The 24,290-nt window shown below is 47.7% G+C and carries 23 protein-coding genes; 17 read left to right on the top strand and 6 right to left on the bottom strand.

The window, feature by feature from the left end; genetic code table 11:
* Positions 1-141: 141 nt before the first annotated feature.
* Together JNUCC31_RS10420 and JNUCC31_RS10415 are read left to right on the top strand one after the other, a co-directional pair.
* Entirely contained in the window at positions 142-918 is a 777-nt protein-coding gene (locus JNUCC31_RS10420) for a sugar phosphate isomerase/epimerase family protein (RefSeq protein WP_192270979.1), read from the top strand.
* An 85-nt stretch (positions 919-1,003) separates the two neighbouring features.
* On the top strand, positions 1,004-2,023 hold the full coding sequence (locus JNUCC31_RS10415; protein ID WP_192270977.1) for a Gfo/Idh/MocA family protein: 1,020 nt from the start codon (positions 1,004-1,006) through the stop codon (positions 2,021-2,023).
* Between the two features lie 111 nt (positions 2,024-2,134).
* Here JNUCC31_RS10415 and JNUCC31_RS10410 read toward each other — a convergent pair whose 3' ends face one another.
* Both JNUCC31_RS10410 and JNUCC31_RS10405 read right to left on the bottom strand, forming a co-directional pair.
* A complete protein-coding gene (locus JNUCC31_RS10410) occupies positions 2,135-3,082 on the bottom strand; it encodes an aldo/keto reductase (RefSeq protein WP_192270975.1) in 948 nt (315 codons plus the stop codon).
* A 21-nt stretch (positions 3,083-3,103) separates the two neighbouring features.
* Positions 3,104-4,108, bottom strand: a complete 1,005-nt coding sequence (locus JNUCC31_RS10405; RefSeq protein WP_192270973.1) for a Gfo/Idh/MocA family protein — start codon at positions 4,106-4,108, stop codon at positions 3,104-3,106.
* Between the two features lie 117 nt (positions 4,109-4,225).
* Between JNUCC31_RS10405 and JNUCC31_RS10400 the strand changes: the two genes are divergently transcribed.
* The 3 genes from JNUCC31_RS10400 (at position 4,226) to JNUCC31_RS10390 (ending at position 6,330) form a co-directional block, all read left to right on the top strand.
* Positions 4,226-5,062 (top strand): AraC family transcriptional regulator, encoded by an 837-nt coding sequence (locus JNUCC31_RS10400; protein ID WP_192270971.1) that lies wholly within the window; start codon positions 4,226-4,228, stop codon positions 5,060-5,062.
* A gap of 108 nt (positions 5,063-5,170) precedes the next feature.
* Complete coding sequence (locus JNUCC31_RS10395; protein ID WP_192270969.1) at positions 5,171-5,578, top strand: RrF2 family transcriptional regulator; 408 nt, start codon at positions 5,171-5,173, stop codon at positions 5,576-5,578.
* Between the two features lie 302 nt (positions 5,579-5,880).
* A complete protein-coding gene (locus JNUCC31_RS10390) occupies positions 5,881-6,330 on the top strand; it encodes a nuclear transport factor 2 family protein (RefSeq protein WP_192270967.1) in 450 nt (149 codons plus the stop codon).
* Positions 6,331-6,556: 226 nt separating this feature from the next.
* Here JNUCC31_RS10390 and JNUCC31_RS10385 read toward each other — a convergent pair whose 3' ends face one another.
* Entirely contained in the window at positions 6,557-7,927 is a 1,371-nt protein-coding gene (locus JNUCC31_RS10385; RefSeq protein ID WP_192270965.1) for an MFS transporter, read from the bottom strand.
* A 208-nt stretch (positions 7,928-8,135) separates the two neighbouring features.
* Between JNUCC31_RS10385 and JNUCC31_RS10380 the strand changes: the two genes are divergently transcribed.
* From JNUCC31_RS10380 to JNUCC31_RS10360, 6 genes are all read left to right on the top strand, one after another.
* A complete protein-coding gene (locus tag JNUCC31_RS10380; protein WP_192270963.1) occupies positions 8,136-8,459 on the top strand; it encodes an ArsR/SmtB family transcription factor in 324 nt (107 codons plus the stop codon).
* A gap of 141 nt (positions 8,460-8,600) precedes the next feature.
* The gene (locus JNUCC31_RS33255; RefSeq protein WP_082704262.1) at positions 8,601-8,789 is read left to right on the top strand and encodes a hypothetical protein; all 189 of its coding nucleotides are present in this window, start codon (positions 8,601-8,603) and stop codon (positions 8,787-8,789) included.
* Between the two features lie 76 nt (positions 8,790-8,865).
* Positions 8,866-9,771, top strand: a complete 906-nt coding sequence (locus JNUCC31_RS10375; protein WP_192270961.1) for a helix-turn-helix transcriptional regulator — start codon at positions 8,866-8,868, stop codon at positions 9,769-9,771.
* Between the two features lie 89 nt (positions 9,772-9,860).
* Complete coding sequence (locus JNUCC31_RS10370; RefSeq protein ID WP_228469611.1) at positions 9,861-10,859, top strand: C39 family peptidase; 999 nt, start codon at positions 9,861-9,863, stop codon at positions 10,857-10,859.
* Positions 10,860-10,875: 16 nt separating this feature from the next.
* Positions 10,876-11,892 (top strand): hypothetical protein, encoded by a 1,017-nt coding sequence (locus JNUCC31_RS10365; RefSeq protein WP_192270959.1) that lies wholly within the window; start codon positions 10,876-10,878, stop codon positions 11,890-11,892.
* Positions 11,893-12,155: 263 nt separating this feature from the next.
* Positions 12,156-12,338 (top strand): aspartyl-phosphate phosphatase Spo0E family protein, encoded by a 183-nt coding sequence (locus JNUCC31_RS10360; RefSeq protein ID WP_192270957.1) that lies wholly within the window; start codon positions 12,156-12,158, stop codon positions 12,336-12,338.
* 53 nt (positions 12,339-12,391) lie between these two features.
* Here the strand turns inward: JNUCC31_RS10360 and JNUCC31_RS10355 are convergent, their stop codons facing one another.
* The 3 genes from JNUCC31_RS10355 to JNUCC31_RS10345 all read right to left on the bottom strand — a co-directional run bounded on the left by JNUCC31_RS10355 (position 12,392) and on the right by JNUCC31_RS10345 (position 14,856).
* Positions 12,392-13,270 carry a carbohydrate ABC transporter permease gene (locus tag JNUCC31_RS10355; RefSeq protein ID WP_076291187.1) on the bottom strand — a complete coding sequence of 293 codons (879 nt, stop codon included), beginning with the start codon at positions 13,268-13,270 and terminating at the stop codon, positions 12,392-12,394.
* Positions 13,271-13,403: 133 nt separating this feature from the next.
* Positions 13,404-14,369, bottom strand: coding sequence for an ABC transporter permease (locus tag JNUCC31_RS10350; protein WP_416234393.1), 966 nt, complete (start codon positions 14,367-14,369; stop codon positions 13,404-13,406).
* A 217-nt stretch (positions 14,370-14,586) separates the two neighbouring features.
* Positions 14,587-14,856, bottom strand: a complete 270-nt coding sequence (locus JNUCC31_RS10345) for a hypothetical protein (protein WP_192270955.1) — start codon at positions 14,854-14,856, stop codon at positions 14,587-14,589.
* Positions 14,857-15,015: 159 nt separating this feature from the next.
* Here JNUCC31_RS10345 and JNUCC31_RS10340 point away from each other — a divergent pair, with 159 nt between their 5' ends.
* From JNUCC31_RS10340 to JNUCC31_RS10315, 6 genes are all read left to right on the top strand, one after another.
* A complete protein-coding gene (locus tag JNUCC31_RS10340; protein WP_192270953.1) occupies positions 15,016-16,776 on the top strand; it encodes a sensor histidine kinase in 1,761 nt (586 codons plus the stop codon).
* Positions 16,751-18,343 carry a response regulator transcription factor gene (locus JNUCC31_RS10335; protein ID WP_192270951.1) on the top strand — a complete coding sequence of 531 codons (1,593 nt, stop codon included), beginning with the start codon at positions 16,751-16,753 and terminating at the stop codon, positions 18,341-18,343. Before JNUCC31_RS10340 ends, JNUCC31_RS10335 begins: the two co-directional genes overlap by 26 nt.
* Positions 18,344-18,442: 99 nt before the next feature.
* The gene (locus tag JNUCC31_RS10330; protein WP_192270949.1) at positions 18,443-20,095 is read left to right on the top strand and encodes an extracellular solute-binding protein; all 1,653 of its coding nucleotides are present in this window, start codon (positions 18,443-18,445) and stop codon (positions 20,093-20,095) included.
* 346 nt (positions 20,096-20,441) lie between these two features.
* On the top strand, positions 20,442-22,130 hold the full coding sequence (locus JNUCC31_RS10325) for a DUF6138 family protein (RefSeq protein WP_192270947.1): 1,689 nt from the start codon (positions 20,442-20,444) through the stop codon (positions 22,128-22,130).
* Positions 22,131-22,198: 68 nt separating this feature from the next.
* Positions 22,199-23,245: a hypothetical protein gene (locus JNUCC31_RS10320; RefSeq protein WP_192270945.1), complete on the top strand. Its 1,047-nt coding sequence runs from the start codon at positions 22,199-22,201 to the stop codon at positions 23,243-23,245.
* A 259-nt stretch (positions 23,246-23,504) separates the two neighbouring features.
* Complete coding sequence (locus tag JNUCC31_RS10315) at positions 23,505-24,251, top strand: hypothetical protein (RefSeq protein WP_228469610.1); 747 nt, start codon at positions 23,505-23,507, stop codon at positions 24,249-24,251.
* Positions 24,252-24,290: the final 39 nt, after the last annotated feature.

Raw genomic sequence — 24,290 nt, 5'->3', positions numbered from 1 at the left:
AGATGTATCCTCCATATTAAAAAAATGATCAGATAGTTCATGTTCTGACGATATTGTATATGTTCATTCTAGCCTGTTTTGCGTTAGGATGATACCAGATAGAGCAATGAAAGCAAATTTGAGAGCAGAGGTGCATCTATTATGAAAAAACTTAATATTGGTTTGCAATTGTTTACGCTCCGTGATGAAACTGCAGCGGATTTCCGTGGAACTTTGCGCAAAGTAGCAGAGCTTGGTTATGAAGGTGTCGAATTCGCCGGATATGGTGATATTCCTGCCGAAGAAATGAAAGCGCTATTGGATGAGCTTGGGCTGAAAGGTTTCAGCAGCCACGTTTCATTGCATGCCATGCGTGAGGATCTGCAAAAACAAATCGATTACCTCAAAACGATTGGGGCTCAATATATGATCTGCCCTTACCTGATGCCTGAAGATCGCCCAGAGAATGCAGAAGGCTGGACCAAACTGTTCAACGAATTGCAACAATATGGTGCAGAAGCGACCAAACAAGGTCTGATCTTCGGTTATCATAACCATGATTTCGAATTCCACGGTCAGGTTGGCGACGATAATGCCTTTGATGCGATGTTTGCTCAAACGACACCTGAAGCTGTTCAAGTGGAAATGGACGTATGTTGGGTACAATTTGCTGGACAAAATCCGATTGAATATATTAATAAATATGCAGGCCGTCTGCCATTGCTTCACCTGAAAGACTTCAGCAAAGATGATCAAGGCCAGATGAAGACACTCGAACTGGGACAAGGTTCGGTTAATCTGCCAGCAGTAATTGAAGCATCTACAAATGCAGGTGTAGAGTGGTTGATCGTGGAACAGGACGTATGTCAGAATCCACCGCTTGAAAGCGTAGCCAACAGCTATAACTGGTTGAAAGAGAACTACCTGAACCAATTCTAATCTGAGCATTTTGCATCATTCCCATGAACGATAAGAATCGAATGATGCAAAATGCAAATCTATTTATTAAAGGAGATATTTGTACATGAGTAAAATTAAAGTTGCTGTATTCGGCTGTGGAGCCATTGCCGAGCGCAGACATATTCCAGAGTATGCTGCTAATGAGAACGTAGAACTTGTGGCTTTTGCCGATCCGATCGTGGAGCGTGCAGAGAAGATGGCTGAAACTTACGGTGGCAAGGCCTATTCCAGCTATGAAGAATTACTTGCGAACGAAGAAGTGGATGCAGTCAGCGTTTGTACGCCGAACTACCTGCATGCTTCGATGTCAATCGCTGCTGCAAATGCAGGCAAACACGTATTGGTGGAAAAACCAATGGCAGTATCTACCGAAGAAGGCGAGCAAATGATCGAAGCTGCCAAGAAAAACGGTGTATATCTGATGGTTGGACACAACCAGCGTTTGATGCCTCCACACGTGAAAGCCAAAGAAATTCTTGACTCTGGCAAACTCGGCAAAGTCCTGAATTTCCGTACTTCCTTTGGCCATCCGGGTCCGGAAGGCTGGAGTGTAGACGGAGCAGAGAGCTGGTTCTTCCGCAAAGAAGAAGCGATTATGGGCGCCATGGGAGACCTGGGCGTGCACAAGTCGGACTTTATCCGTTATTTGCTGGATGATGAAGTGTCCGAAGTTGCTGGTTTTATCAGCACATTGCATAAAGAAAACACAAAAGTGGACGATAACGCGACGTGCCTGCTGCGCATGAAGAGCGGTGCCATCGGTACACTGGTAGCGAGCTGGACACAATACAGAGCAGGAGATAACAGTACGGTTCTGTGGTGTGAGAATGGTGTGATGAAGATCGGAACGGTAGAAGGCGACGAGGTTATCGTTGAGCTGACTAACGGTACAGTGGAAACCTACAAGGTTGGCGCCATGGCTACAAACGAAAAACAAGTACCAAGCGGCGTTATTGACGCTTTTGTAGAATCCATTATGACCCAAACTCCTCCAAGCATTTCCGGTGAAGAAGGTTTGCGTTCCCTGCAAGTGATTCTGGCAGCATTCGAATCCGAGAAGACAGGTCAGATCGTGAAGCTGTAATCTTAATGATGAATAATTAAATTTATAAGATAAAGGGACTGACCACTCCGCCATCGCGGAATAGTCAGTCCCTTAACACGTTAAGTAAGAATGAATGCGTGGATGTCCATATTAGACGCTAGGCTTCACATCACTGCCGAGGTCCAGCCATGCCACTTCTTCAGGAGATAGGGTGATACGTGATCCTTCGTCACAGGAGAGCAGTTCCGCCTGATTCTGGGCACCTATCAACGCACAGGTTGGAAACGGTTGATTCAATACATAAGCGAGCGCAATCTGGATCGGTGACGTCTTCTTGGACTCCGCCAGCTGTTCAGCCCGGTGCAGCCGTTCCCAGTTGCCATCACTGTAAAATACACGAACCAGATCCTCATTGTCCCGAACTTCAGGTGTGAACCGTCCAGTAAAGAAGCCACGAGCTTGGGATGACCAGGACAGCAATGGCAATTGGGTCTGCTGATGCCATGCGAGCGTTTCGGCATCTGCTGATACACAGCCAGCCCAGAATGGTTCGTTCGCTTTGGCAAGACTGAGGTTCGGACTGCTGAATGTGAAACCTTTCAGACCGTTAGCAGCTGCATATGCGTTAGCTTCCTCAAGCCGCTGCCAGGTCCAGTTCGAAGCGCCAATTGCGCCGATTTTACCGGATTCAATATGTTCGTTCAGGGCTTCAAGAATAAAACCAACAGGAATGTTTGGATCATCCCGATGCAGGGCATACAGCTCCACATGTTCTGTCTGAAGGCGCTCCAAGCTTTCCAGCAGGTCACTGCGGATGGCAGCAGCGTTAACACGTGGTCCGTTCTGGTCATGATGCGCGCCTTTGGTAAGAATAACGATCTCATCACGGTTGCCGCGCTCTTTCATATAACGACCGAGCACTTCTTCGCTCTGACCGCCGCAATAGATATGTGCTGTATCTACGGTGTTGCCGCCAATCGACAGAAAGGCATCCATGTTCGTAGCTGCTTTCTCATAGGCATCATGGTAGAAATAATCCGTTCCTTTAATCAATCGGGAGATTGGTTTACCTGCACCAGCAATTTCAATGTATTCCATAATTCAGTTCATCCCCTTTACTTATAGTGTGATTCGTGTACGTTCTTCTGCCGAACGAAGGCAAGCTTCGAGTACTTTCATATTGGCTACAGCATCGGATGGAGCGAAGCGCAGAGCCTTACCTTGAAGCACGGCTCGTGCCATGTCGTCTCCCTGAAGGGAGTAGTGATTCACCTGTGGGACTTCAATTTCTTTACGCTCACCGTCAACAATTACGAAGAAGTTGGAGCCGCGGTCCGGATTGCTGATATAAGCAGACGGTACCTCGATGATGCCATCCGATCCAAGCACCTCCAGGGTGTTGCGGAAGGCTGCCCACATGCTGCTGTCAAAAGTCATGCCAATATGATTGTCGAACTCAAGCAAGCCGGAAGCCATCATATCCACATGACCATGCTCAGGGGAGAACATGCCAATGACGGTTGCCGCCGAAGGCTCTTGACCAAGCAACAGGCGTGCTGCACTGATGGAATAACAGCCGATGTCATACAGGGAACCGCCGCCCCAATCACGCCGGAAGCGGACATTGCCTGTCGAACCTGAACTGTTGAACGAAAATGTACTATGAATGCCGCGGACTTCACCAATTTCTCCGCTGGCGATAATATCCCGAATCTGATCATAACGTGGATGGTGGCGGTACATGAGTGCCTCAGCGAGATGCACACCAGCCTCTTCACAGGCTTGCACCATTTCCTGGGCTTCCTGCTCAGTCAGTGCCAGTGGCTTCTCGCACAAAATATGTTTCCCAGCTTCCGCGGCGCGGAGTGTCCACTCGCGGTGCAGATGGTTTGGAAGTGGAATGTAGACAGCGTCAATGGAATCGTCCTGCAGCAAAGCTTCATAGCTGCCATATGCTTGGGCAATCCCGAGCTGGTCAGCGGTTTGTTTTGCTTTTTCTTCATCCCGGCTGGCAATGGCGGTCACTTCATTCAACTCCGATTGCTGCAAGCCAGGGATAACGGAGCCTACAGCAATGCTAGCGCTACCAAGAATGCCCCAGCGCAATTTACGTTCTGTATTCATTGTTGTCTCCTCCTGTTTATAAATGTATATTGTGATTATAAGTAATAGATCAATGAATTAAAATGATAATATATTGAATTCGGTTAACACAATATTGCTCAGAAAGGAGAAAACTCTATGATGAGACAAACGGTATTGCTTACCTTGCAGGATATTCCTTATTTTTGTTACCCGGAATCTGTTGGCCATTATATCGATCACCCTGAGCATATCGTATTACGAGAGGCCGGCGCTCTTAACAATTTCAACATTCACTACGTTGCTGCGGGCAAGGGATATGTGGAAGTGGATGGGGTGGTGCATGAACTTCGCGCAGGTCAGGCGGTATTATATTTTCCGCAGCAGCGGCAGCATTACTATAGCAGCGAAGATGATCCCTGGGATGTACGCTGGGTTCATTTTTACGGTGAACGCCTGCATGATTATATGATCGAACGGGGGCTTCATCGCAATCTGCTGTGGACGTTACGCCAGCGAAATTCCTGGGAAGAAGCCCATTTGGCTCTGTTGACGGAAGCTGAGCAGAACAGTATGCTTCGTCCAGCCCAGTTATCCACGCTGACCTATGCTGTACTGGCCGAGTTCGTTCAGCATGCCATTCCGCTGAAAAGTACACGCACAAGCAAGGCGGAGAGTCGTATTCTGGGGCTGCTCCCACAGATGCAGCAGGAGGCCTGCCAGCCGTTTCTGCTCCAGGATTGGGCGGATATGGCGGGGGTCAGCTCATATTATTTCTGCAAGATGTTCAAAAGTGCAGTGGAAATGACGCCGATGGAATTTATAACACGTTCACGGTTGCAGATGGCAAAGCAATGGCTGCTGGAACGGCCAACGGCCAACATTGGACAAATCGCGGAGGAGGCGGGATATCCCAATGCCAGTTATTTTAACCGCCAGTTTTTGGCGCATGAGGGCATGACACCTACGGATTATCGCGGGCTTTACCATAGCTAAGTTGCATGATATCGATTTGTTTCATTTGTCGGAATTCATGAAGTTTGACAGAGTGTTCAATCAAGTCTATTATAGATAAATTAAATCCGTATATAATGAGGTGCCCTCATGAAATATTCAAAAGCGACAAACTATGCGCTGCATACGATGCTTTTTCTGGTTGCGACTGAACCGGAACAACTGGTTAGTGTACATCAACTAGCAGACATGCAGAAGGTCTCTCCAACCTACCTGTCCAAAATATTGACCAAACTGGTCAAAGCTGGCATGATCGAATCGACTTCTGGTGCCAATGGAGGTTATCGGCTTAGCCGTAGAAATCCTGATCCTTCCTTTCTGGAGATTATCCATGCCATTGAAGGTCAGGCTTCGCTGTTCGAATGCTCGCAGGACCATAATGAAGGTTGCCTGATTCAGCAGGTGATGGTTCATGCGGAGGAAGAGATGGAGAGCTATTTGAACAACAAAAAAATGTCCGAGCTGGCTGCTCAGATGAAAGGTGTACATTCCTTATAATCCGTATAGACCTTGAAAATACAATGGATAATATTTACTTTTTCTCCGCAGAGGGTGGGAAGCTTTCAGATGACGTGGTTAAGCAATATTTTACAGGTCAGAAGTGACGAACGCGGATATTATCCTTCTGAATTATTAGCAAGAGAGGGTCTGAGGGTGGGCACGCAGTAATCATGCCGGACTCTCAGGCTTTTTTCGGTCAACTGATTGCATTGTGCCTAATTTGAGCGGGGTGGTACAATAAGGAAGAAGTTTAGTTTATACATATCCAATTACATCTTAGATTTCTGGAGGGACAATACATGAGCCAATCAACCATTACGGAACTGGAGCAACTGCTTGCACTGGAAAACATTCGAAACACCAAAGCGCGTTATTGCCGCTATATTGATACCAAACAGTGGGATACATTGGGTGAAGTATTTGCTCCGGATGCCGTAGCTGATTTCAGTACAGAAGGCAATCCAATACCGGTATTAACAGGCCGTGAAACCATCGTTCAAGTATTCCGCGATCTGGTGGATGTTGCCGTAACTGTTCATCACGTACATAGCGCCGAAGTCGAATTTGTATCCGAGAACGAAGCCAAAGTCATCTCCCCAATGGAAGATTGGGTGACGTTCCCTGAAGGCAACGAGAACAAATCCTTTCACGGATTTGGACACTATCATGAAACGTTTGTCAAAATCGACGGTCAATGGCTCATCCAGCATACCAGCCTGAAGCGTCTTCGTCTGGATCTGTTCGAATAGTCTTCGTGTTCATATGAAAATACGATAATTGTCAAAGCCCCAAAACCCCAGTCATCTGAGAAGCTTGTACCCATGTGGTGAAAAATGCGAATATTGCAGGAATGACTGGGGAAGTGAAGCATTTTCCTTCAAACCTAAAAACAGGGAAAAAGCCAGGGATCAGAACCGATCCCTGGCTTTTGAGTATGAGGAGTTTACCATATCATTCTTGTGAAACGGCTTTATACTACGTGGTCATTCTTTTCCGTGACTGCATTCTCAGATACACTTGGGAGAAAATAATGGATGCCAGAGCGACCACGGTCATGCCCCAGAAAATATTGGTGTAGGCTGATGCTAATGGCATTTGCTGCATCGCAGTCAGTGCCACGCCAGTGACGGCAACACTAAATGCACCGCTGAAGAACTGGCTAAGCTGGAACAATCCCATGCCAGCACCAACCTGATCCATCGTCAGATTGCCTGACAACTCATTGGACACACTCGTTGTTAGTGCCGAGAAACCTACGCTAAGCAAAATGTATACGGCCATAATGGCATAGATGCTGTCGTCTGCAAATAGCGCGAACAAACCCGCAGCAGCGAGCAGCAACCATGGTGCAAACTTGAGCAGTTGTGTATTGCCGTGCCGGTCAATCATGCGGCCGATCCGGTTGGATAACAACATGGACACGATTGCACCCGGGAAGATGACGAGCCCGGACTGGGCTGGAGTCAGGCCATACAGATGTGCCAGAATTTGCGGCAGCAGAAACAGTGTCGAGAAGTTGTTAATGTATGATACAATGCCCAGCGAGCTAAGCATCATGTACTTTTTGTTTTTGAACAGAGCTGGTTGAACGAATGGATCAGCCGCACGGCGAATTCGTAACCAGAACAGGACCAGCGCAGCCGCACCAACAACCAGAGTTACCCATTGTCGTGAGGTCAGGAATAACAGAATGCCGGTTGTTCCGATAGCGAGAAGCAGCGCGCCGAGCAAGTCAAACGAACCTTTTTTCGGCATTTCACTTGGAAGCAGCTTGAAAAATACAGGAATCAGAAACAGTGTTAACCCCGTAACGATAAACAGATCATGCCACCCGAGAAACTGTGTAATACTGCCGCCGATCACAGGTCCGAGTCCAAGACCCAGTGAGCTTGCAGACATGACGACAGCCATGGATTTACCCCGGCGATCGCTTGGAATATAACGAGTAATGAGAACGATGGCGAGCCCCGGTACCGAAGCTGCACCCGCAGCCTGAATCAGACGCGCAATGAGCAGAATGATAAAGTGATTACTGAAGAAACCAAGTACGGATGCCGCACCAAGTAGTGTAAGTCCGGTCGTAAACAGGGTGCGAATCGGTACAAAATCCGATAGACGCGAGAATGTGATCGAGGAAATGGCAAATACGATGGAATATCCCGTGACAATCCAGGAAGAAGCGACAGATGAGAGCATAAACTCTGCTGCTATTTTGGGCAGGGCCAGATTGAACATCATTGTATTCATGACGACGAGTACAACCGTGAAGCCAAGCAGACTTACAATTAACCCTTCCTGTATTCCGGTCGTTCGTTCCCCGGATGATGCAGTTGCGGTGTTGTTCATAAAAACCTCCTAGATTGATGTGTATTTCGCAACATTTCAGAAACGGTGTGTAACATTTGCAAAATGTGGTATAGAGTGAATCCCCTTCTTGGCAGCAGGAGATACATAAACGAAATAAATTTATAAGTTCGATTGATATCGAACATTAGAAATATATCATGGAACTGTGCTAAAATACAAGGGAAGTCTGAAAAAAGGAGACTACAACATGAAAATTTTACATCATCCCCAAATGGAAGATATTGAGCTTTCTTCTGTGTTGTACGCGTTGAGTGACCCAATCCGTCTTGGCATTGTAGCGGAAGCAGCCCGAAGTGGTGAGCAGCCATGCAGTCATTTTCGTACACCTGTTGTGAAATCCACAAGGTCGCACCATATTCGGACCCTCCGGGAAGCCGGAGTCATTCGGGTGAGAGTACAGGGTACACAGCATTTCCTTACGCTGAGATCCGAAGATCTGGAAGCGCGGTTCCCCGGTCTTTTGCAGCCTTTGTTGCAAGCAGCGGCTCAGTCAAGCACCGATCATTCTTGAAACTTGTCCTTTCTTCAGGCCGAAGAGGGGACATTTTTTTATTTTTACATATGCCCATACTGCTGCGACATTCTATGTCGTACCATACCCTCTATAATAACGGTGAACACACAAAACATATCGAAAAGAGGTTCACATACGTTGGCAAAAACAAAAAGAGGACGCGTCCTGTGGAATCTTCCTTCAAGGGGACGGGGAACATGCCCGGTGTGCAGCAGCACCCGAATTAAATTGTTATATTCGCAAACAAAAACAGATGGTACAACTCTGAAGGTATGCAAGAAATGCTTCAAAGCCGTGCAGTCCAGAGTGGACAAGGCAACCGTATAACACAACAGGCCTGTTCTTCGGAACGGGCCATGTCTTTTGGTATAATGAATATAGTAAATGATGGGGGGGCGGGAAAATGAGCAATATGCATCGTATTCACTGGTTTGACGAGCAAATTAGGAGCGGACGTTTTCCGAACAGCAGCTGGCTTGCCCGTGAATTTGAAATATCCCGGCGTCAGGCTCAGCGCGATATTGAATATATGGCGTTTTCCCTGCGTGCACCCCTGTTGTATTTGGCAAAATATCGGGGCTACTGTTACGAGGATCAGACCTATCGATTACCCCATTTATATATGACGGAAGAAGAACAGCGGGTGCTTAAGTATCTGGCACATCGGTATCGGCACTACAATTATGATCAGTCGGATGCTGTGAAGCGTGTCGCGCATTTGCTGGAGCGTTTTACGCCTGAGGAACAACACACGGGGAATAGTCAGCTTCCCGTATTTATGGCGCGTCCGCAGCAGCTTCAGTTCTTTGAGTTACTGTCCCATGCGATCACCGAAACACGCAAAGTACATATTCATTACAGGGATCATGCCGGGGAACGGCAATTTTCCTGGTGTCCTTTGAAGATGATATCCCAGTATAATGCCGATTATGTAATCGGCTACGAGGCGGATTCTGTACAGCAAACGGCCATCCGAATGGAGGGAATTGTTCATGTGCGGATCACGAATGAGACCTTTGAGTGTCAGACAGACGGGGTATTGTGTGGATGGGAAGAGGCGCTGCCTGTCCGTAAACCGTTTGTCGCTGAGATCAGAGTGAAGGAAGAGCAGCAAACCGAGCTGTGGCATGGATATCGGATTCGGTCGAAGGAAGATCAGATTCTATCCATCGAATTTTATGATACGGATGCTTTTCTACAGCATTTGTTTATTAGCGAGTGGGAAGAGCTATTGTCCCCAGGGTGGCTCAAACGCAAGCTAGAAAGTCGTGTGAGTGGCATGATTGGCAAACTTGGGATGGAAGAATAAGTTTCTGAACGTGCATAAACGAGCAGAGGCAGGTTGGTTATTTTTTAGCAAAATATATAAGAAAACCACCATGGGGAGGAGAGGGTTCCTTGGCTGAAGTCATATTAAACAACTTAATGATGAAGCGGCAGTCCAAATCGTATGTAGATAGTCTGCACGCCGTGTTGACTCATGCGGGTCTGTTTCAGGGTTCCAAATATGTGTTAGCCGGATATACGGGGTTGGCATTCAAACTTTCGGTACATCGCAGACTACTGCCCATGTCGGTTACAGCCTATGGTCAATGGGGGGAATCCCATCGCCCTGGAATCGATAACCTGGGGATATTCACGATCTGGGATGGCGGACGCACGCGTCATTCCACCTTCGAATATTATCAGCGGGATGCGGTCAATTGGGTGAAGCGCAGTCTGGATGGAGGCATTGGGGTGATCTACTGGATTCCGGAATTTGGAGTCATTCATGGGTATGATGACCGTGATCGAATCTTTTATGTGCAAGACGGCTGGAGCAAGGAACCGCAGATTTTGCTGTATGACAATTTCGGATTAAACTTCACCGGCTTCTGGTATTGTCAGATCTTTGGTGAGCAGGTACATATCCCTGAACAACAGATGCTGCTGGAATCCCTGCGACTAGCGATTGAGGATTGGGATATTCCTTATCGACTGTTGCCTGATCGAAACATAGCTTCGGGCAGACTGGCGTATGATGTGTGGGTGGAGGCCCTTCGGGGTGGAGATTACGATGCATCAGGTGCTGCTTATATTTTGGAATCTTATTGCCAGTCCCGAACTGAAATTCAGATGTACTTGCAGGATGCGCGCGGAATATGGACCGAACTGGACCAAGCCTATGCATGCTATGAGCAGCTTGGTGCGTTAATTATCCAGATGAAGGGGTGCATGGCCCAGCAGGAGAACGGATGGGTGTTGCGGCTAGATGCAACAGAGAAGCTTGCACAGGTTTTATTGGAAGCGAAAGCAATGGAAGAGCAGGCTGTTCATTATTTTCGCGTAATATCCCTGAAGTTTCCTGATCGCAAACGTTCCACTGTGCCACGGTGGGGGGCGCACTCTGCAAGGTAGGAAGAGGGAGGAACGGATGATGAGAACCAAACTACTACTGGATTTAATTCAATGCCCACAAGTTCCGGGTTATGCGTCTGAACACATACCATGGAGCGGTGTGGGCTCGTATACAGATGCGATGTACCGTATTTTATTACATAGAAAGTGGACGGATTTACCGCGTCACATGATTGCGGGCATGACCGCAAGTGTATTTCAACTGGTGGTAGATCGGCGTCTGACGACAGAATCGATCTCGGCCTACAACTGGATGGCTGAGAACTTTGTGGCGGCTGATTTCATTGGCATAACGACTGGACAACACGGGGGATTTTCGTTCGAACCTACCTTTCCGCTCTATCAGAAGCAGGCCCTGCTGGATATCAAGGCTTCCATTGATCGGGGTGTAGGTGCGATTGTCTGGCATGATCAATTTGTCATCTGTGCGGGGTATGATGATGGGGAGCAGGTGCTATTTATCTGTGAAAGTAACGGAAATAAAGTCATTCATCTTCCCTATGATTCGTTTGGCAGGAACAGCACACCATACTGGTATTATCAGGTGCTGGAATCCCATAAATCCATAGATCAGTGGGAAGTATGCAAGGAGTCATTAATTCAGGCCGTATACAAATGGGAAACCCATGATTACATGCTGCCGCACCATGATTATGCCTGTGGAGCGGCTGCGTATGCTGCCATTGCTGATGCTTTAGAGTCTGGAACATATGAAACCGATCAAGCTGCTGGGGTCCTGCGCTACTATGCCAAATCAAGACAGGATATAGCCTCCTATGTCGGAGGGCTTGGGCATCTGTCAGATCAGATGATTCACGTTATACGGGAGTACGTATTGTTGTCTGACCTTTATACGCAGATAATGGAGAAGGTTGAGGATTCGGCGTGGGATGCGAAGGAGCAGGGGCATGTGCAAAGGGTGATTCATCTGATCGCTAAGGCAGGGGAGACGGAACAATGTGCCATCGATGCGATTAAACATGGTTTCCCAGAAACGATCGGTAATCGTTTTGAGGATATCGGATTAAGATGAAGTGAATACTGCACATGGTTTCTAAATGGGAAGAGTACAAACAAAGAAGATCGGTAATGGCCCGAGTGTGGTCGTTTCCGGTCTTCTTTGTCTGCAATTAGTTTGGACACATATATGGTCGCAAGGACATGCTTATTCAACCTTTACAAGAAAAAATATAAAATTTTAAATTTGGGGTAATCCGCAGCTCCCTTTGTTCCGAATATTATAATAGATGGTCTTTTTTGGATGAAGTATATTGAAGGACAACAGGGGGCGGGAGTATGGTGCGTAATCCGGAAACCATTCAGGAATGTATAGAAAAGGCACGGCAAAGGCTCTATCAGATTGCAAATGCACATAAAGAGCTCTGGCATCCGGAAGTCATTCGTCAATCAATGGTGCTGGATGAGCTCATTAATCAATATAACAATGCTATTCGCGGGAAATCATCCCGAAGTAACTAAATGTTTTATAAACCTCGGGATGAAATGAGGCGAAAGCATTGCGCTGGGTAACTCTATTCTTTTACAGCCCCAAGCACAATTCCCTTGACGAAGAATCGCTGTAAGAATGGATACACGAGCAGGATTGGCAGTGCACCGATAAAGATCTGGGCTGCGTTGACCGTACGCTGCGACATGTTTTGGAGCTGTGTAGCATCCACGTTCATATTGGAGAAATCCTGCTGCACGATAATCGTCTGCATTAACGTGGCAAGCGGATACTTGGCTGCGTCGTTCATATAGATCAACCCGTCGAACCAGGAATTCCACTGCCCCACCATCGTGAAAAGGGAGATCGTGGCAATGGCCGGCATGGATACGGGCAGATAGATGCGGAACAAAGTGGTGATATGGTTGGCTCCGTCGATAAATGCAGCTTCTTCCAACTCTTTGGGCACATTACGGAAGAAGTTCATCATGAGAATCAGGTTCCAGACCGCCACAGCCCCAGGTAAAATCAGGGCCCATAGGGTGTTGATCAGTCCCAGCTTTTGAATCAGGATGTAGGAAGGGATCAGTCCGCCGCTAAACAGCATCGTGAAGATGAAGAACCACGCGTACAGCGAACGCCCCTTGAAATTCAAACTTTCCTTGGATAACGGATATGCCGTCAGGATGACCAGCACCATGCTGAGCAATGTACCGAAAACGGTACGTTGCACCGAGATCCAGAGTGCGCTCAGAAAGTTGCTGTTACCAAATGTTTTGGTATAGGCATCGACTGTAAAATCAATCGGCCAGAGTGTGACCAGATTGGCGGAAGCTGCCGCTTTACCGCTAAAGGAAACCGCCAGAATATGAACAAGCGGCAGCACACACAGCAGCGAGACAGCCGCGATGAAAAACAAGTTGAAGCCGTTAAATATACGATATCCGGTCGTTTTGTGATACACCTTAATTCCTCCTTAAGCATTTTGCATCATTCGATTTGAACCGCTCGCGTGTACAAGATATAGACGAACTGAACCATTTCGATCTATATCTTGCTTATTGAAAGTCGCTGTCTGGATGTATGCAAAATGCCCCTTAGAAAATGCGGTAATTGGCGATTTTGTAAGCCATCCGGTAGGCAGTAATAACGAGGAACATGGCGACAAAGGATTTAAACAAACCAACCGCAGTCGCAAAGCTCATTTTGCCATTCAAAATACCCATCCGGTAAACAAATGTGTCAATAATATCGCCTTTATCATATACAAGTGGATTGTACAGGTTGAAAATCTGGTCAAATCCGGCATTAAGAATATTCCCCAGTGACAGCGTTCCCACCACAATGATCATCGGCACGAGTGCAGGCAGCGTAATGTGCAGAGTCTGTTTGAGTCGTGTTGCCCCGTCGACCTCGGAAGCTTCGTATAGCGCAGGGTTAATGCCTGCGAGGGCTGCAAGAAAGACAATGGTACCAAACCCAAATTCCTTCCATACATCACTAATGACTACGGTTACACGGAACCAGTCGCCATCTCCCAAAAAGAAGATTGGTTCAATGCCAACAGCCGCGAGCACCTGATTAATCAGTCCGCCTTCGGGGGAAAGCATATCCAGCAGGATGCCGCCCAGTACAACCCAAGACAGGAAGTGGGGCAGGTATACCAGCGTCTGTGAGAACCTTTTGAACGTGGAATTTCGTACTTCATTCAGCAAAATGGCAAACACAACCGGGGCTACGAGTCCTGCCACAATCTTCATGGCAGCAATCAGTACGGTGTTCCAGATGACCTGAACACTGTCCGGATATTCGAACATGAATCGGAAGTTATCCCAGCCGACCCATTTGGAGCCGGTGAACCCCAGCCACGGTTTGAAATCCTGAAAGGCAATAATAATGCCGCCCATAGGCACATAGGCGAACAGCAATGTGAGCAGTACCGCAGGCAGAAGCATGAAATGCAGCGGCCATGTGCGTTTGAAATTCCACCGGGTACGTTTGCGTGGATGGTGTGTTGCCTGCCGCACCGGTGTATTGGTCGTTAGTGGTTGTTCCATAGCCATCAGGTCCCTCCTTTATATCGTCCAGCCTCTGCATCATGAGGCCAGCCAGCCTCTGCAAAAAGTGGAGCAACTGAATTATAGCAACGGAAACGGGCCGGCTATAGAACAACATTTCAAGGCGGATGTTGAAATATTAACTTGTTGACGAAACGTCAAACAGGAGCATCCGACCCGCAAGTCCAATGCTCCTGTTTCACGCTTCTGCTGAAAGATTATATTATTTTACAATTGAGCCATCATACTGCGTATCAACAGAACGAATCGCTGTCTGCACATCTTCAATGATACCTTCCCGCAGGGGAGACTCATCTTCTAGAACAAACTGAATGGCAGACACACTGCCTGGAGTTAATGGCACATTTTGAAGTTGCAGTTCAAACAGAAAGGAATCATCATAACCCATTCCATCCCGATCGTAGTAACAATACAGACTGGAGATGTCTTCATCCACAATCTGTAAAACCCCGTGTTCTGTCAATTGCATCATACAACCCCCTCACGAAATGTTAATTCACTCCTAGTATAAGAGGATTATGAATCACAGGAAAGCGATATAACATAAAATCAGTATAGATATGTAAGGGGTTTCAATATAAAATAGGACTTCGATGTGTATCTTTACTTTAATCCGGGACAGGGTGAAGCAATGAAATTTACAGTATTCTCAAAAACAGTTATGCTGCTGGTCTGTTTGCTGGTACCGATTCTGCTGCTCTATACCTACGCAAATCAGGCGAATGTGGACATGATCGTGGAGGAGAAACAACAGTCCAGCTTGAGTCAGTTCAACTATTTTAGCTCTCAGGTGGATAAAAATATTGAGCAGCTCTCGCTTTATGGGCTTACTTTGCTGCGCGATCCAAGCATTTTGCACTATCGTTACATGACAGAATCAACCAGCCAGTATGAGAAAAACAGCATCTATCTCGATATTCTCGACAAACTGTCGCTGTACCAGTCCACCAGCCGCTGGAAGAACGATATTACTATTGTGCTTCCTCAGGCAGAGTTGGTATTATCCACCAAGGCGAGTCGAACCGTCTACAATGAGAACATGTTGAAGTTTCCCCAACCTGGACAGTGGCAATTGGATCAGGCGGGGTTTACGTATTTCTTCACGGATAATTATGAATGGAATGCTAAGCCGGTAACTACGGGTGTTCGAACCGTGATGGAGATCAACTTTGATCCCATGAATATTGTAGCCATGCTGGACGACTTCAAGGAGGCGCAAGGGGGGGACCCTTTCCTTTATGTGCCGGGTAATGAACCGTTATTAAACCGCAGTGCGGACCCTGAACTGATGCAAGCCATCATGGAGGACATGCCGTTAAACGGACTGGGCAGCGAGGGTAACCATCAGCTGGAGGTGGGGGGCAAGAAGTACTTGGTCAGTTATGTGCTCTCCAAACAGCTGAACGGAATTTATGTTAACCCGGTGGTCCTGGATGATCTGCTCACGCCGATGGACAAGAGCCGGAATATGTTCATTACTTCGATTTTGCTGCTGCTTGTGCTTAGTATTGGGGCTGCGCTGTTGTTATACCGAAAGGTACAGGTGCCGATACAACGTTTGATGAGAGGGCTGCAGCAGATTCGCAAAGGACAGCTGTCCACAAGAATCCCGGTTGATCACTCCCGGGATGAATTCGCGTATCTGACCCAGAGCTTCAATCACATGGCTGAGCAGATTCAGGAGCTGATCGAAAAGGTATACGAGGAACGCATTCGTTCACGGGAAGCGACGTTGAAACATCTGCAATCGCAGATTAATCCTCATTTCCTGTACAATTGCCTGTTTTATATTAAAAATATGACGCAGCTGGGCAACCGCGAAGCGGTTATTGCCATGTCGCTCAGTCTGGGTGACTACTATCGCTACATCACGCGTGATGAGAATGACATGACAACTGTGGAAGAGGAGATACGACTGCTGGACAATTATTTGTCCATCCAACAGATGCGCACCAATCGTTTGTCGTATGAGATTGCCGTACCGCAAGAACTGTTGCAGCAGCACATTCCTAGGCTGCTGATCCAGCCTATTGTGGAGAATGCAGTCATTCACGGCATTGAACCGATGGAGGGCAGCGGTCACATCGTGGTTACAGGCATGGCTGCACAAGAGCAAATCGATGGAAGGCAGTACACACGATACAGTCTGTTTGTCGACAACGACGGTGTCACCCTGACACCGGAAGAGATTGCGGGACTGGAACGGGAAATCAATGAACCCATGGGTGAAGAAATTGGCACAGGCACCTGGAATGTACACCAGCGGCTCGTTACGCGATATGGTCATTCTTCGGGGCTTCATTTTGGAGCGATCCCCTATGGGGGACTCAGTGTGGAAATACGATGGTTTGAGGAGGAACATCCTAATGATGAATCTAATGGTCGTGGATGATGAACATTCAGCGGTGGAATCGATTGCAGCTTCCATACCGTGGAGGGAACATGGGATTGGACATGTATATAAGGCTTACTCGGTGAAAGAGGCGTTGCAGCAAATGGCTGCACATCAGGTCCATATTATCATCACCGATATTCGTATGCCGGGTTTGTCCGGTCTGGATCTGGTGAGTCATATTCGGCAGAAGTGGGAGCGGACCAAATGTATCATTTTATCCGGGCACGCTTCCTTTGATTATGCGAAGCAGGCACTCCGTCATGGGACGGTGAGTTACTTGCTGAAGCCAGTGAGGGATGAAGAGCTGATTGAAGCTGTGCAGCAAGCCTCCGTCCAAATTCGGCTGGAGGGAGAGAAGCAGTTGATGCATCAGCGCGCCATGTATTCGGTGAGGGAGCACTTACCGGAGAAGCGGGCAGGATTAATGAAGGATGTGCTGCTGGGCCATAAATTTGCGGAGAGCGAACTTGTGGAAAAGCTGGAGCAGTTGGAGATTGGTTTTCGTCCCCAGGATAAAATGCAGCTGCTGCTCATCCGCTATGATGACCCGCAGCCAACACATAAGGCATTCCAGTTGATGAAATACGCCATCTCTAACGTGGTGGAGGAGATCTTTGGCAGCAGCTATCACCTCTGCCATACCGACGATGCGTATGACGATCTCGTCTTCATGGCAAGTCCCAAACAAGTACAGTCTGAACCGGAACTGTTAATGGGACGGCTTGGGGAACGACTGCTTCACAGTGTGAAGCAGTATTTGAACGCGACAATTTCACTGTCGGTCAGCCGGATAGGCCGTTTTCCAGAGCAGGTTCCGCAGCTGCACCATCAGGCTGTAAGTGCCTTGCGCAAGCAGGCGGAAGCGGGCAAAGGACTGCATCTCAATGCGGCTGCCGGCTCCCATGGAGCAACATTGAAATCCCTTGCGGCGCTGTATGAGCCACCCGGATTGACCTCGCTGCTGGAAGCAGGGCGGATGGAGGATGCCAATCGCAAGATTGATTCGATTTTTGCCGAGTTATCGGATAGTGTGTTCCCCGAGCATGTTTATGTTGCCTTTCACTATCTCGCGGCCGCATTCTCGTACATGGCTCATCGGGAGGGCAGACAATTGTCCGATGTCCTTGGTGAGCAGTATCAGCAGCTGTTGAAGGACGGGTATGGCGTGTCACTGCGCAGTCTGGAGGCATGGACCCGGAGCGTGATGGAACAGTGGGCTCAAAGTACAACCGACACGGGTCAGGAAAGTGGATCCAGCATGATCAGGCAGGTCCAGCAATGGATTGACCATCATCTGGGCGAAGATCTGTCCTTGCAGGTGATTGCCGGGGAGGTGCATCTGCACCCGGTATACTTGTCCAAAATGTATAAACAATCGACGGGTGAAGGTATCAGTGATTACATTATCCGATCCCGAATGGAGCGTGCAGTTCACTTGCTGAAGCACACGGCAATGAAGATTTATGAAGTCGGTCAGGAAGTGGGATATAACAATACCCCTTATTTCATTCAGGTATTCCGCAAACATTATGGTCTGACCCCGCAGGATTTTCGGAACGGTTAACAAATCAATATGAACATTGAAATTGTGATATATGTTTGCTTCCCTGGCTGCACTATCCTTTTCATGTAAGGGTATTCAAAGTGATTGAGGAGGGGTTTCATGTATAGAAAAATGATGACTGCATTGCTTGCACTGACGATGGTTGCCGTAACGGCATGCAGCTCGGGGGCAAAGGAAGAACCGTCCAAGGAAGCGGCTGCGCCACTTACGCTGCAAGACGGTAAGTACGAACCTGCGGTTCAGATGAGCTATCTGCGAGCCTGGAATGATGATACAAAGTTCAAGAACGGAGAGACTGCACAGAACAACGTGCACACCAAATGGGCCAAAGAACGACTGGGCATCGACCTGACCACACCGTGGGCTGTGTCCGTGACCAATGATGCCTTTTACACGAAGCTTCGCCTCTCCCTGTCGGCTAACGAAGAACTGCCAGATATCGTCTCCATCCGTGGTGACTACAATCTGGTGCGTGAGTTGATTGAGTCGGGAAAATTCACCGATGCAGGTGAGCTGTTTGACAAGTATGCCTCCGATACATGGAAAGGGGCTGCTGAATCCGCCTCGGAAGAGTGGTACCCGTACATGTATGAAGGCAAACGGTACGGTATTCCGATCTTCGACTATGCCTACAACGGTGACCCGGTGATGTTTATCCGTGAAGACTGGCTGAAGAAGCTGGGGCTGGAAGAACCAAAAACAATCGATGAGCTCGTTGCAGTAATGGATGCATTTACGAATAAAGACCCGGATGGTAACGGGAAGAAAGATACGTACGGTCTGACAGTTGGCATGAAAAATGCCCTCAATACCTGGATGACTGAATCCGGCTGGATCTTCGGGATGTATAACACGATGCCGGGACAATGGAATCTGAATGCAGAAGGAACGCTGGAATACGGCTCGGTTCAACCGGGTGTGAAAGAAGGACTTGCAACGATGAAAGACTGGTTGTCCAAAGGCTATCTGCCGAAGGAAGCCGGCGTATATGACGAGATCAAGGCAGCGGAACTGTTTACAGCAGGCAAAGCCGGAATCATTGTAGGACCACACTGGATGCCGAACTGGCCGATCGATGATGTGAAGAAAAATGTGGACGGCGCTACCTACAAAGCCATCGCTCTGCCAACCGGACCTACTGGCGAGAGCCATCACCACGGTTCAGGTGCGAGCAACGGGGTCGTGTTGATTAACAAGGATATGGCGAACCCGGAAATTTTCTTCACGTATCAGAACTATTTGTTCGATAACTTTGCCAATCCGGAAGTAGGTAGCGAATTCGAACACGGCTTTGCCCAAGGCTATGACTTTGATATTGTAGACGGCAAAGTGCTTGGTGAAGCTGAAGTGAAAGATGGGGTATCCCCCCTCAAGTACACAATTACGTATGACGGTGCACGGATTCCAAACCTGATGATGGATACGTTGGCAGAACTCGCTACAGGCAAGGAGCCTGAAACACCATTTGAGAAAAATACGAAAATTGCCAACAAACCTGAAGTATTTGCTGCGGCTCAAGTCGTGGTGGCTCATAAGGATGATGCCATCAAGAACAAATTTACGGGTGCACCTACGGATACCATGAAAATGAAGAAAGACGCACTCGACAAGCTGGAAAAAGATACGTTCAGCAAAATCATATACGGTCAGGTGGACCTCAATGAATTCGACGCATTCGTGACGAAGTGGAAGTCCATGGGCGGCGACCAAATCACAACGGAAGTCAACGAATGGTTCAAAACCGTCAATTAAACCTGTGAATGATTCAACAGATGAATCATACTAAAGTAATAAAAAAGGGAAGAAGTCTTTCGTGAATACACCGGATTTAGGCGGGAAGTCGCCTGAGTTCGGTGTTTTTGATTTGGCAAACAGGTTCCATAGCATGTGCAGGAGAGATTATCCATTACTCTCTCGGCGTACAACCGTGCGTAAGACTTATTGTTTCGCGGTTGCCTGAGAGAGTAAAATACTAGGTAATATACGAACGTCAATACGTATTTTTGGCATACATGGTTTGAGAAATGGTCTGATGAGAGCCAGGTGTTTGGGAAGCAGTCGCTAATGGATAGTAGATAAATGGGAAGGTGGTCGAAGGATGAGTACATTCCATGATCAGGCAATGGAAGAGATGATTGCGGTAATTCATGAATGGTTTGATGAACAGCTGAAGCGGAGTGACCTTGAAAAGGCTGTCAAGCGAACAACGCTGCAAATGGGGATCTTTAATGATATTTTGCTGGATTACAGACCTGGACGGACCACGGTAGACAGTGTGGATCTTGGATTGGATGAGGGATTAAAATCGAAGAACCCCGGTCCTTTTACCGAGGAACAGGTGCGAAATGAGATTCAACCCAGGCTTGTAGCGGTTGTTCAGGGGAGATTGGACGAGCTGGCGAATACACCGTTGATTGACTATCGGTTTACCTTTCGAGGGAAATTCCCAACGACAGAAGGAAAGCTGCAAGTGACCATGCTCGAATATATCAACGAAGGGAAAAGGCAGCAGTTACTTGAGCGCATTCATACATACGTAGACCAGAAGCTGCTGAAAGGTTCATATCCAACCAAGCCGTTGGAATCCTTTTTTCTGACGCGTCACCTGCTTGACCCGAAATTGTTCCCTGAACTGGACGTAGCGTGGACTATAACGCAATATGATCGCATACAGGAGTTAAACAAAGGGCGTCAAGAAGCCCTGGCGGAGCATCGTGGTGATATTATTCGTGCCATAACCTCATGGGCAGAGAATCATTTTTTGCCACGCTACTTTGATGTGCAGCCTTCTGCGTACAGCGACAATAAATATACACTTAAGCCAGGTGCTTCTTTGGGGGGGGAGCCGTCTCCGAGTGAGCATGGGGAGCATGTGGCACAGCCCATTGATCTGCTGTTATATGTGGCCGTGATGATTCTCCGTTATGAGCCTAGCTACAGTAAACCGAAGGGGCTCAACTTTCTGGAGCTGGCGAAACAGCTTGGCAGTAACCGAGCAGCGCGCATGATGACGGAAGGTAGCGGAACCTATGCCGAGGATGATATCCATTTGAAAAATGAGCAGGTGGAATGCACAGCCAACGATGTGTTCTCGATGATTACCATCATCATTCGCAAGGAAGAAGCAGCTGCCTACGAACAAGCCATTGATTTTATTATCCGTTTGCTGAAGCAGGGCTTTCCGAAAAGTTACAAGATCAAGCTCAAGTCCAGCGTGAAGCAGTATCTGCCTATTAAAGGTCTCGCGAAGTCGGATACACATCGATTTTTCGCAAACGCACTGGAGTACCCGGAGCTGCATCCGCTGCTTGAAGAATATGCACGTGCAGCAATCGAAGAGTTCGAATTTTATGCGGATACAGAGGGTGAAAAGAACTGTATGCCAGGCAGTTATGCAACCTTTGGACTTGGACTGGCAGATAAGCAGTATTTCCCTTTGGTTGAATATTACATGGGTGTAGTGGATGATGAGCACCAGTTGGTACAGGATAAATTCACCGTTGCCTTTGCTGAGGTACATGGTGTAACGGCCAGCGTCATACCTGCATTAGTTGCCTGTTTGCGTCGTTCTACGGATTCCCTGAAGCTGAAGATCCAGCCAGAACTGGAGGATGAGGAGAAACTTGAACTTCTGGTCCAATCGCTGCAAGGAATGAAAACCTATGAAGTGGAGCGTGTGCTGTATCCGATCTGGGGCAAGGTAGAGAAGCTTGCAACGTTATCACGCAAGGCAGAGGGAAGACGGAAAGAATTGTTGTTGGAGCTGTTAAAGGCCGCAGGGAAATAAGGATATGCCCGTGAGGGCTTACAAGGTTGAGCTGGTGTATAAGGATACAGGTAAAGGTGGGGGAGTGCATGGAAGTATTGAATCGTAGGGTATGGAAAGGGTTACCTGCTCAGGAAAAAGAGAAGTGTCTGCGGGGGATGGTCAGTCATTTTCCAACAGGTATGAAGTATGAAGGATTGGAGACATTTGAACGATTCGGTCAGCGAATCGAGACAGGTGTATTTTCGTATGATGAGCAGCGATTTGTATTTGTGCCTGGGGATCGGGTTACACTCGGCTGGGATCGTTGGCAGGATGGAATGAATGAGCAAACTTCCGCAGATTTGCTGGAGACGGTCAGTGAGTATGGTGTGGAGGACGTGGATTCTTTTTTAAGTAGCCAGATGTCTCCGGTTAGGGAAGTGCACATTGCTCCCATGCTGGTGGAGTGCAGCAACCATTCAATGGGCTGGATTGAAGTGACAGAAGATGAAGCGATGGCGCAGGAGAATACCTATTTTGCCGAAGAGTTGGAGAAATTCAAGCTGTCCGATCTGAACCAGTATGAACTGCATCAAGAGTTCCGTCTGGTTCGTCAAAGTGAGGCAGTACAGATATTTTGGTTCAATGAGGATTTGACTTTGGAGTACCTTATCGAGGAAGAAGCAAAAGCGGGTTTTGATTTGCTTACTGAAGATGAGTGGGAGTATCTGTACGGAGGGGGCTGTCGCACGTTATTTCCATGGGGAGACAGCTTCGACTACACGATGAAATTGAAGCATTTTGGAAGCCTTGAAGAGATGGAGGGAATTGTGGATGAATCGGTAGAGCCTGACCCTTCCCTATTGGAAGAGGATGATAGTCCATATGATCTGGAGCTGCCCAACTTTTTTGGTGTCCAGTTTATCGGAGATCCCTATAACTATGAATTGACGCTTGATACGTCTGGAAACATGATGCCCAAAGGAGGCGACGGTGGCGCGATGATCTGTGGCGGCATGGGTCCGTTGGTCGGTTTCCTGCCCGCTGCGGCCGTATACTATCGTGACGGTAATGCAGGCGAACTGGACTGGGAGGATATGATCGATTATATGAACTACCGGAGAGTGATTCGTTTAGCGGACTTGGTAACGTGAATTTTATAGTGGACAATGTAGTAGGGAGACGGGGGCATTTGCTGTGCCCCTATGCATTTTTTGGGTAAATATAATCAGGTTGATCATCCCAATATCAGGAGCGTGGGCGCATTGAGCACAGCTGCATATCCTTTTACAATAAAATGATAGACTTTTCCATATCATGTTTATCTCTATACTAAGGAAAAGAGGGAATGACTTGCCTTCATATACATCGTTTGAATGTTCCGGCCGAGAGGCCTTGTTTTTGTTTCAACTGATGAATATTCCCGAAGCGGACCAGCTTATCAGGGATCTGAATGATCCTTTATTGGAGGGTGAGCAGGCGGAGTACATTTATAAACAAGTTGTTCACCGTCTGGTTAAAGATAGTGTCATTGAAGTAGATGATGGACAAGTCACTCTACATCCGCAAGTACATAACCTGCTGATGGGGTGTAAGCTCAGTAGTGCAGTTACCCGACTTAAACTGCATATAGCGGATGGTGAATCGTCCCTGACTTATGGTTTTTTGTCAGGTACGCAAATTGTTGAGTGGGTATGGACGCCCACACAGGATCAGGCGGTACTATCTTCTTACGAGGAATTGCAGGATCTGTTCCAGGTCATCGGGAATCGGATCGAGTTGCCCGATACGGCAGAGGAAATGATGCGCACACCCATTCAGGCAGAAACATTTCAGCAACTATCTGCGTTACCGATCGGATCAGACATCGAGACCATACAATCGATTCTACAGCAGGACCATCATCTCAATGAATCGTTGATCAACGAGTTATCCCATGCTTTCGAGACGATCCGGAGACGGGGACAATTTGACGTGTACACTCGCGGGACGGAGGGTACGCCGCAAACCATTTACTTTCTGGGCAGTACCAATGGCAATTGGTTATTCCTTGAAGGGAAAGATACAGATCTGACAGCATTCAAGGTGACCGAAGAAGAGGTGGTGCAGAGTCTGTTTTTACTAACGACACGTTCATTATCTACGTTGCCTGTGGTCTAAACCACATGGAATCATCTACGAAGTTGAAGGAGGAAGTCC

It is taken from the genome of Paenibacillus sp. JNUCC-31, from assembly GCF_014844075.1.
GTDB lineage: Bacteria > Bacillota > Bacilli > Paenibacillales > Paenibacillaceae > Paenibacillus.
Note: the sequence above shows the minus strand (reverse complement) of the source record. Positions and strands in the feature narration are given on the sequence as shown.

Bases quoted from the DNA above. Each gene is read 5' to 3' on its own strand.
- JNUCC31_RS10415 (WP_192270977.1), top strand. From the start codon at position 1,004: ATGAGTAAAATTAAAGTTGCTGTATTCGGCTGTGGAGCCATTGCCGAG.
- JNUCC31_RS10335 (WP_192270951.1), top strand. From the start codon at position 16,751: ATGATGAATCTAATGGTCGTGGATGATGAACATTCAGCGGTGGAATCG.
- JNUCC31_RS10320 (WP_192270945.1), top strand. From the start codon at position 22,199: ATGGAAGTATTGAATCGTAGGGTATGGAAAGGGTTACCTGCTCAGGAA.
- JNUCC31_RS10360 (WP_192270957.1), top strand. From the start codon at position 12,156: ATGGTGCGTAATCCGGAAACCATTCAGGAATGTATAGAAAAGGCACGG.
- JNUCC31_RS10410 (WP_192270975.1), bottom strand. From the start codon at position 3,082: ATGGAATACATTGAAATTGCTGGTGCAGGTAAACCAATCTCCCGATTG.
- JNUCC31_RS10390 (WP_192270967.1), top strand. From the start codon at position 5,881: ATGAGCCAATCAACCATTACGGAACTGGAGCAACTGCTTGCACTGGAA.
- JNUCC31_RS10345 (WP_192270955.1), bottom strand. From the start codon at position 14,856: ATGATGCAATTGACAGAACACGGGGTTTTACAGATTGTGGATGAAGAC.
- JNUCC31_RS10330 (WP_192270949.1), top strand. From the start codon at position 18,443: ATGTATAGAAAAATGATGACTGCATTGCTTGCACTGACGATGGTTGCC.
- JNUCC31_RS10405 (WP_192270973.1), bottom strand. From the start codon at position 4,108: ATGAATACAGAACGTAAATTGCGCTGGGGCATTCTTGGTAGCGCTAGC.
- JNUCC31_RS10350 (WP_416234393.1), bottom strand. From the start codon at position 14,369: ATGGCTATGGAACAACCACTAACGACCAATACACCGGTGCGGCAGGCA.
- JNUCC31_RS10385 (WP_192270965.1), bottom strand. From the start codon at position 7,927: ATGAACAACACCGCAACTGCATCATCCGGGGAACGAACGACCGGAATA.
- JNUCC31_RS10400 (WP_192270971.1), top strand. From the start codon at position 4,226: ATGATGAGACAAACGGTATTGCTTACCTTGCAGGATATTCCTTATTTT.
- JNUCC31_RS10340 (WP_192270953.1), top strand. From the start codon at position 15,016: ATGAAATTTACAGTATTCTCAAAAACAGTTATGCTGCTGGTCTGTTTG.
- JNUCC31_RS10375 (WP_192270961.1), top strand. From the start codon at position 8,866: ATGAGCAATATGCATCGTATTCACTGGTTTGACGAGCAAATTAGGAGC.
- JNUCC31_RS10365 (WP_192270959.1), top strand. From the start codon at position 10,876: ATGATGAGAACCAAACTACTACTGGATTTAATTCAATGCCCACAAGTT.
- JNUCC31_RS10315 (WP_228469610.1), top strand. From the start codon at position 23,505: ATGAATATTCCCGAAGCGGACCAGCTTATCAGGGATCTGAATGATCCT.
- JNUCC31_RS10420 (WP_192270979.1), top strand. From the start codon at position 142: ATGAAAAAACTTAATATTGGTTTGCAATTGTTTACGCTCCGTGATGAA.
- JNUCC31_RS10380 (WP_192270963.1), top strand. From the start codon at position 8,136: ATGAAAATTTTACATCATCCCCAAATGGAAGATATTGAGCTTTCTTCT.
- JNUCC31_RS10395 (WP_192270969.1), top strand. From the start codon at position 5,171: ATGAAATATTCAAAAGCGACAAACTATGCGCTGCATACGATGCTTTTT.
- JNUCC31_RS10325 (WP_192270947.1), top strand. From the start codon at position 20,442: ATGAGTACATTCCATGATCAGGCAATGGAAGAGATGATTGCGGTAATT.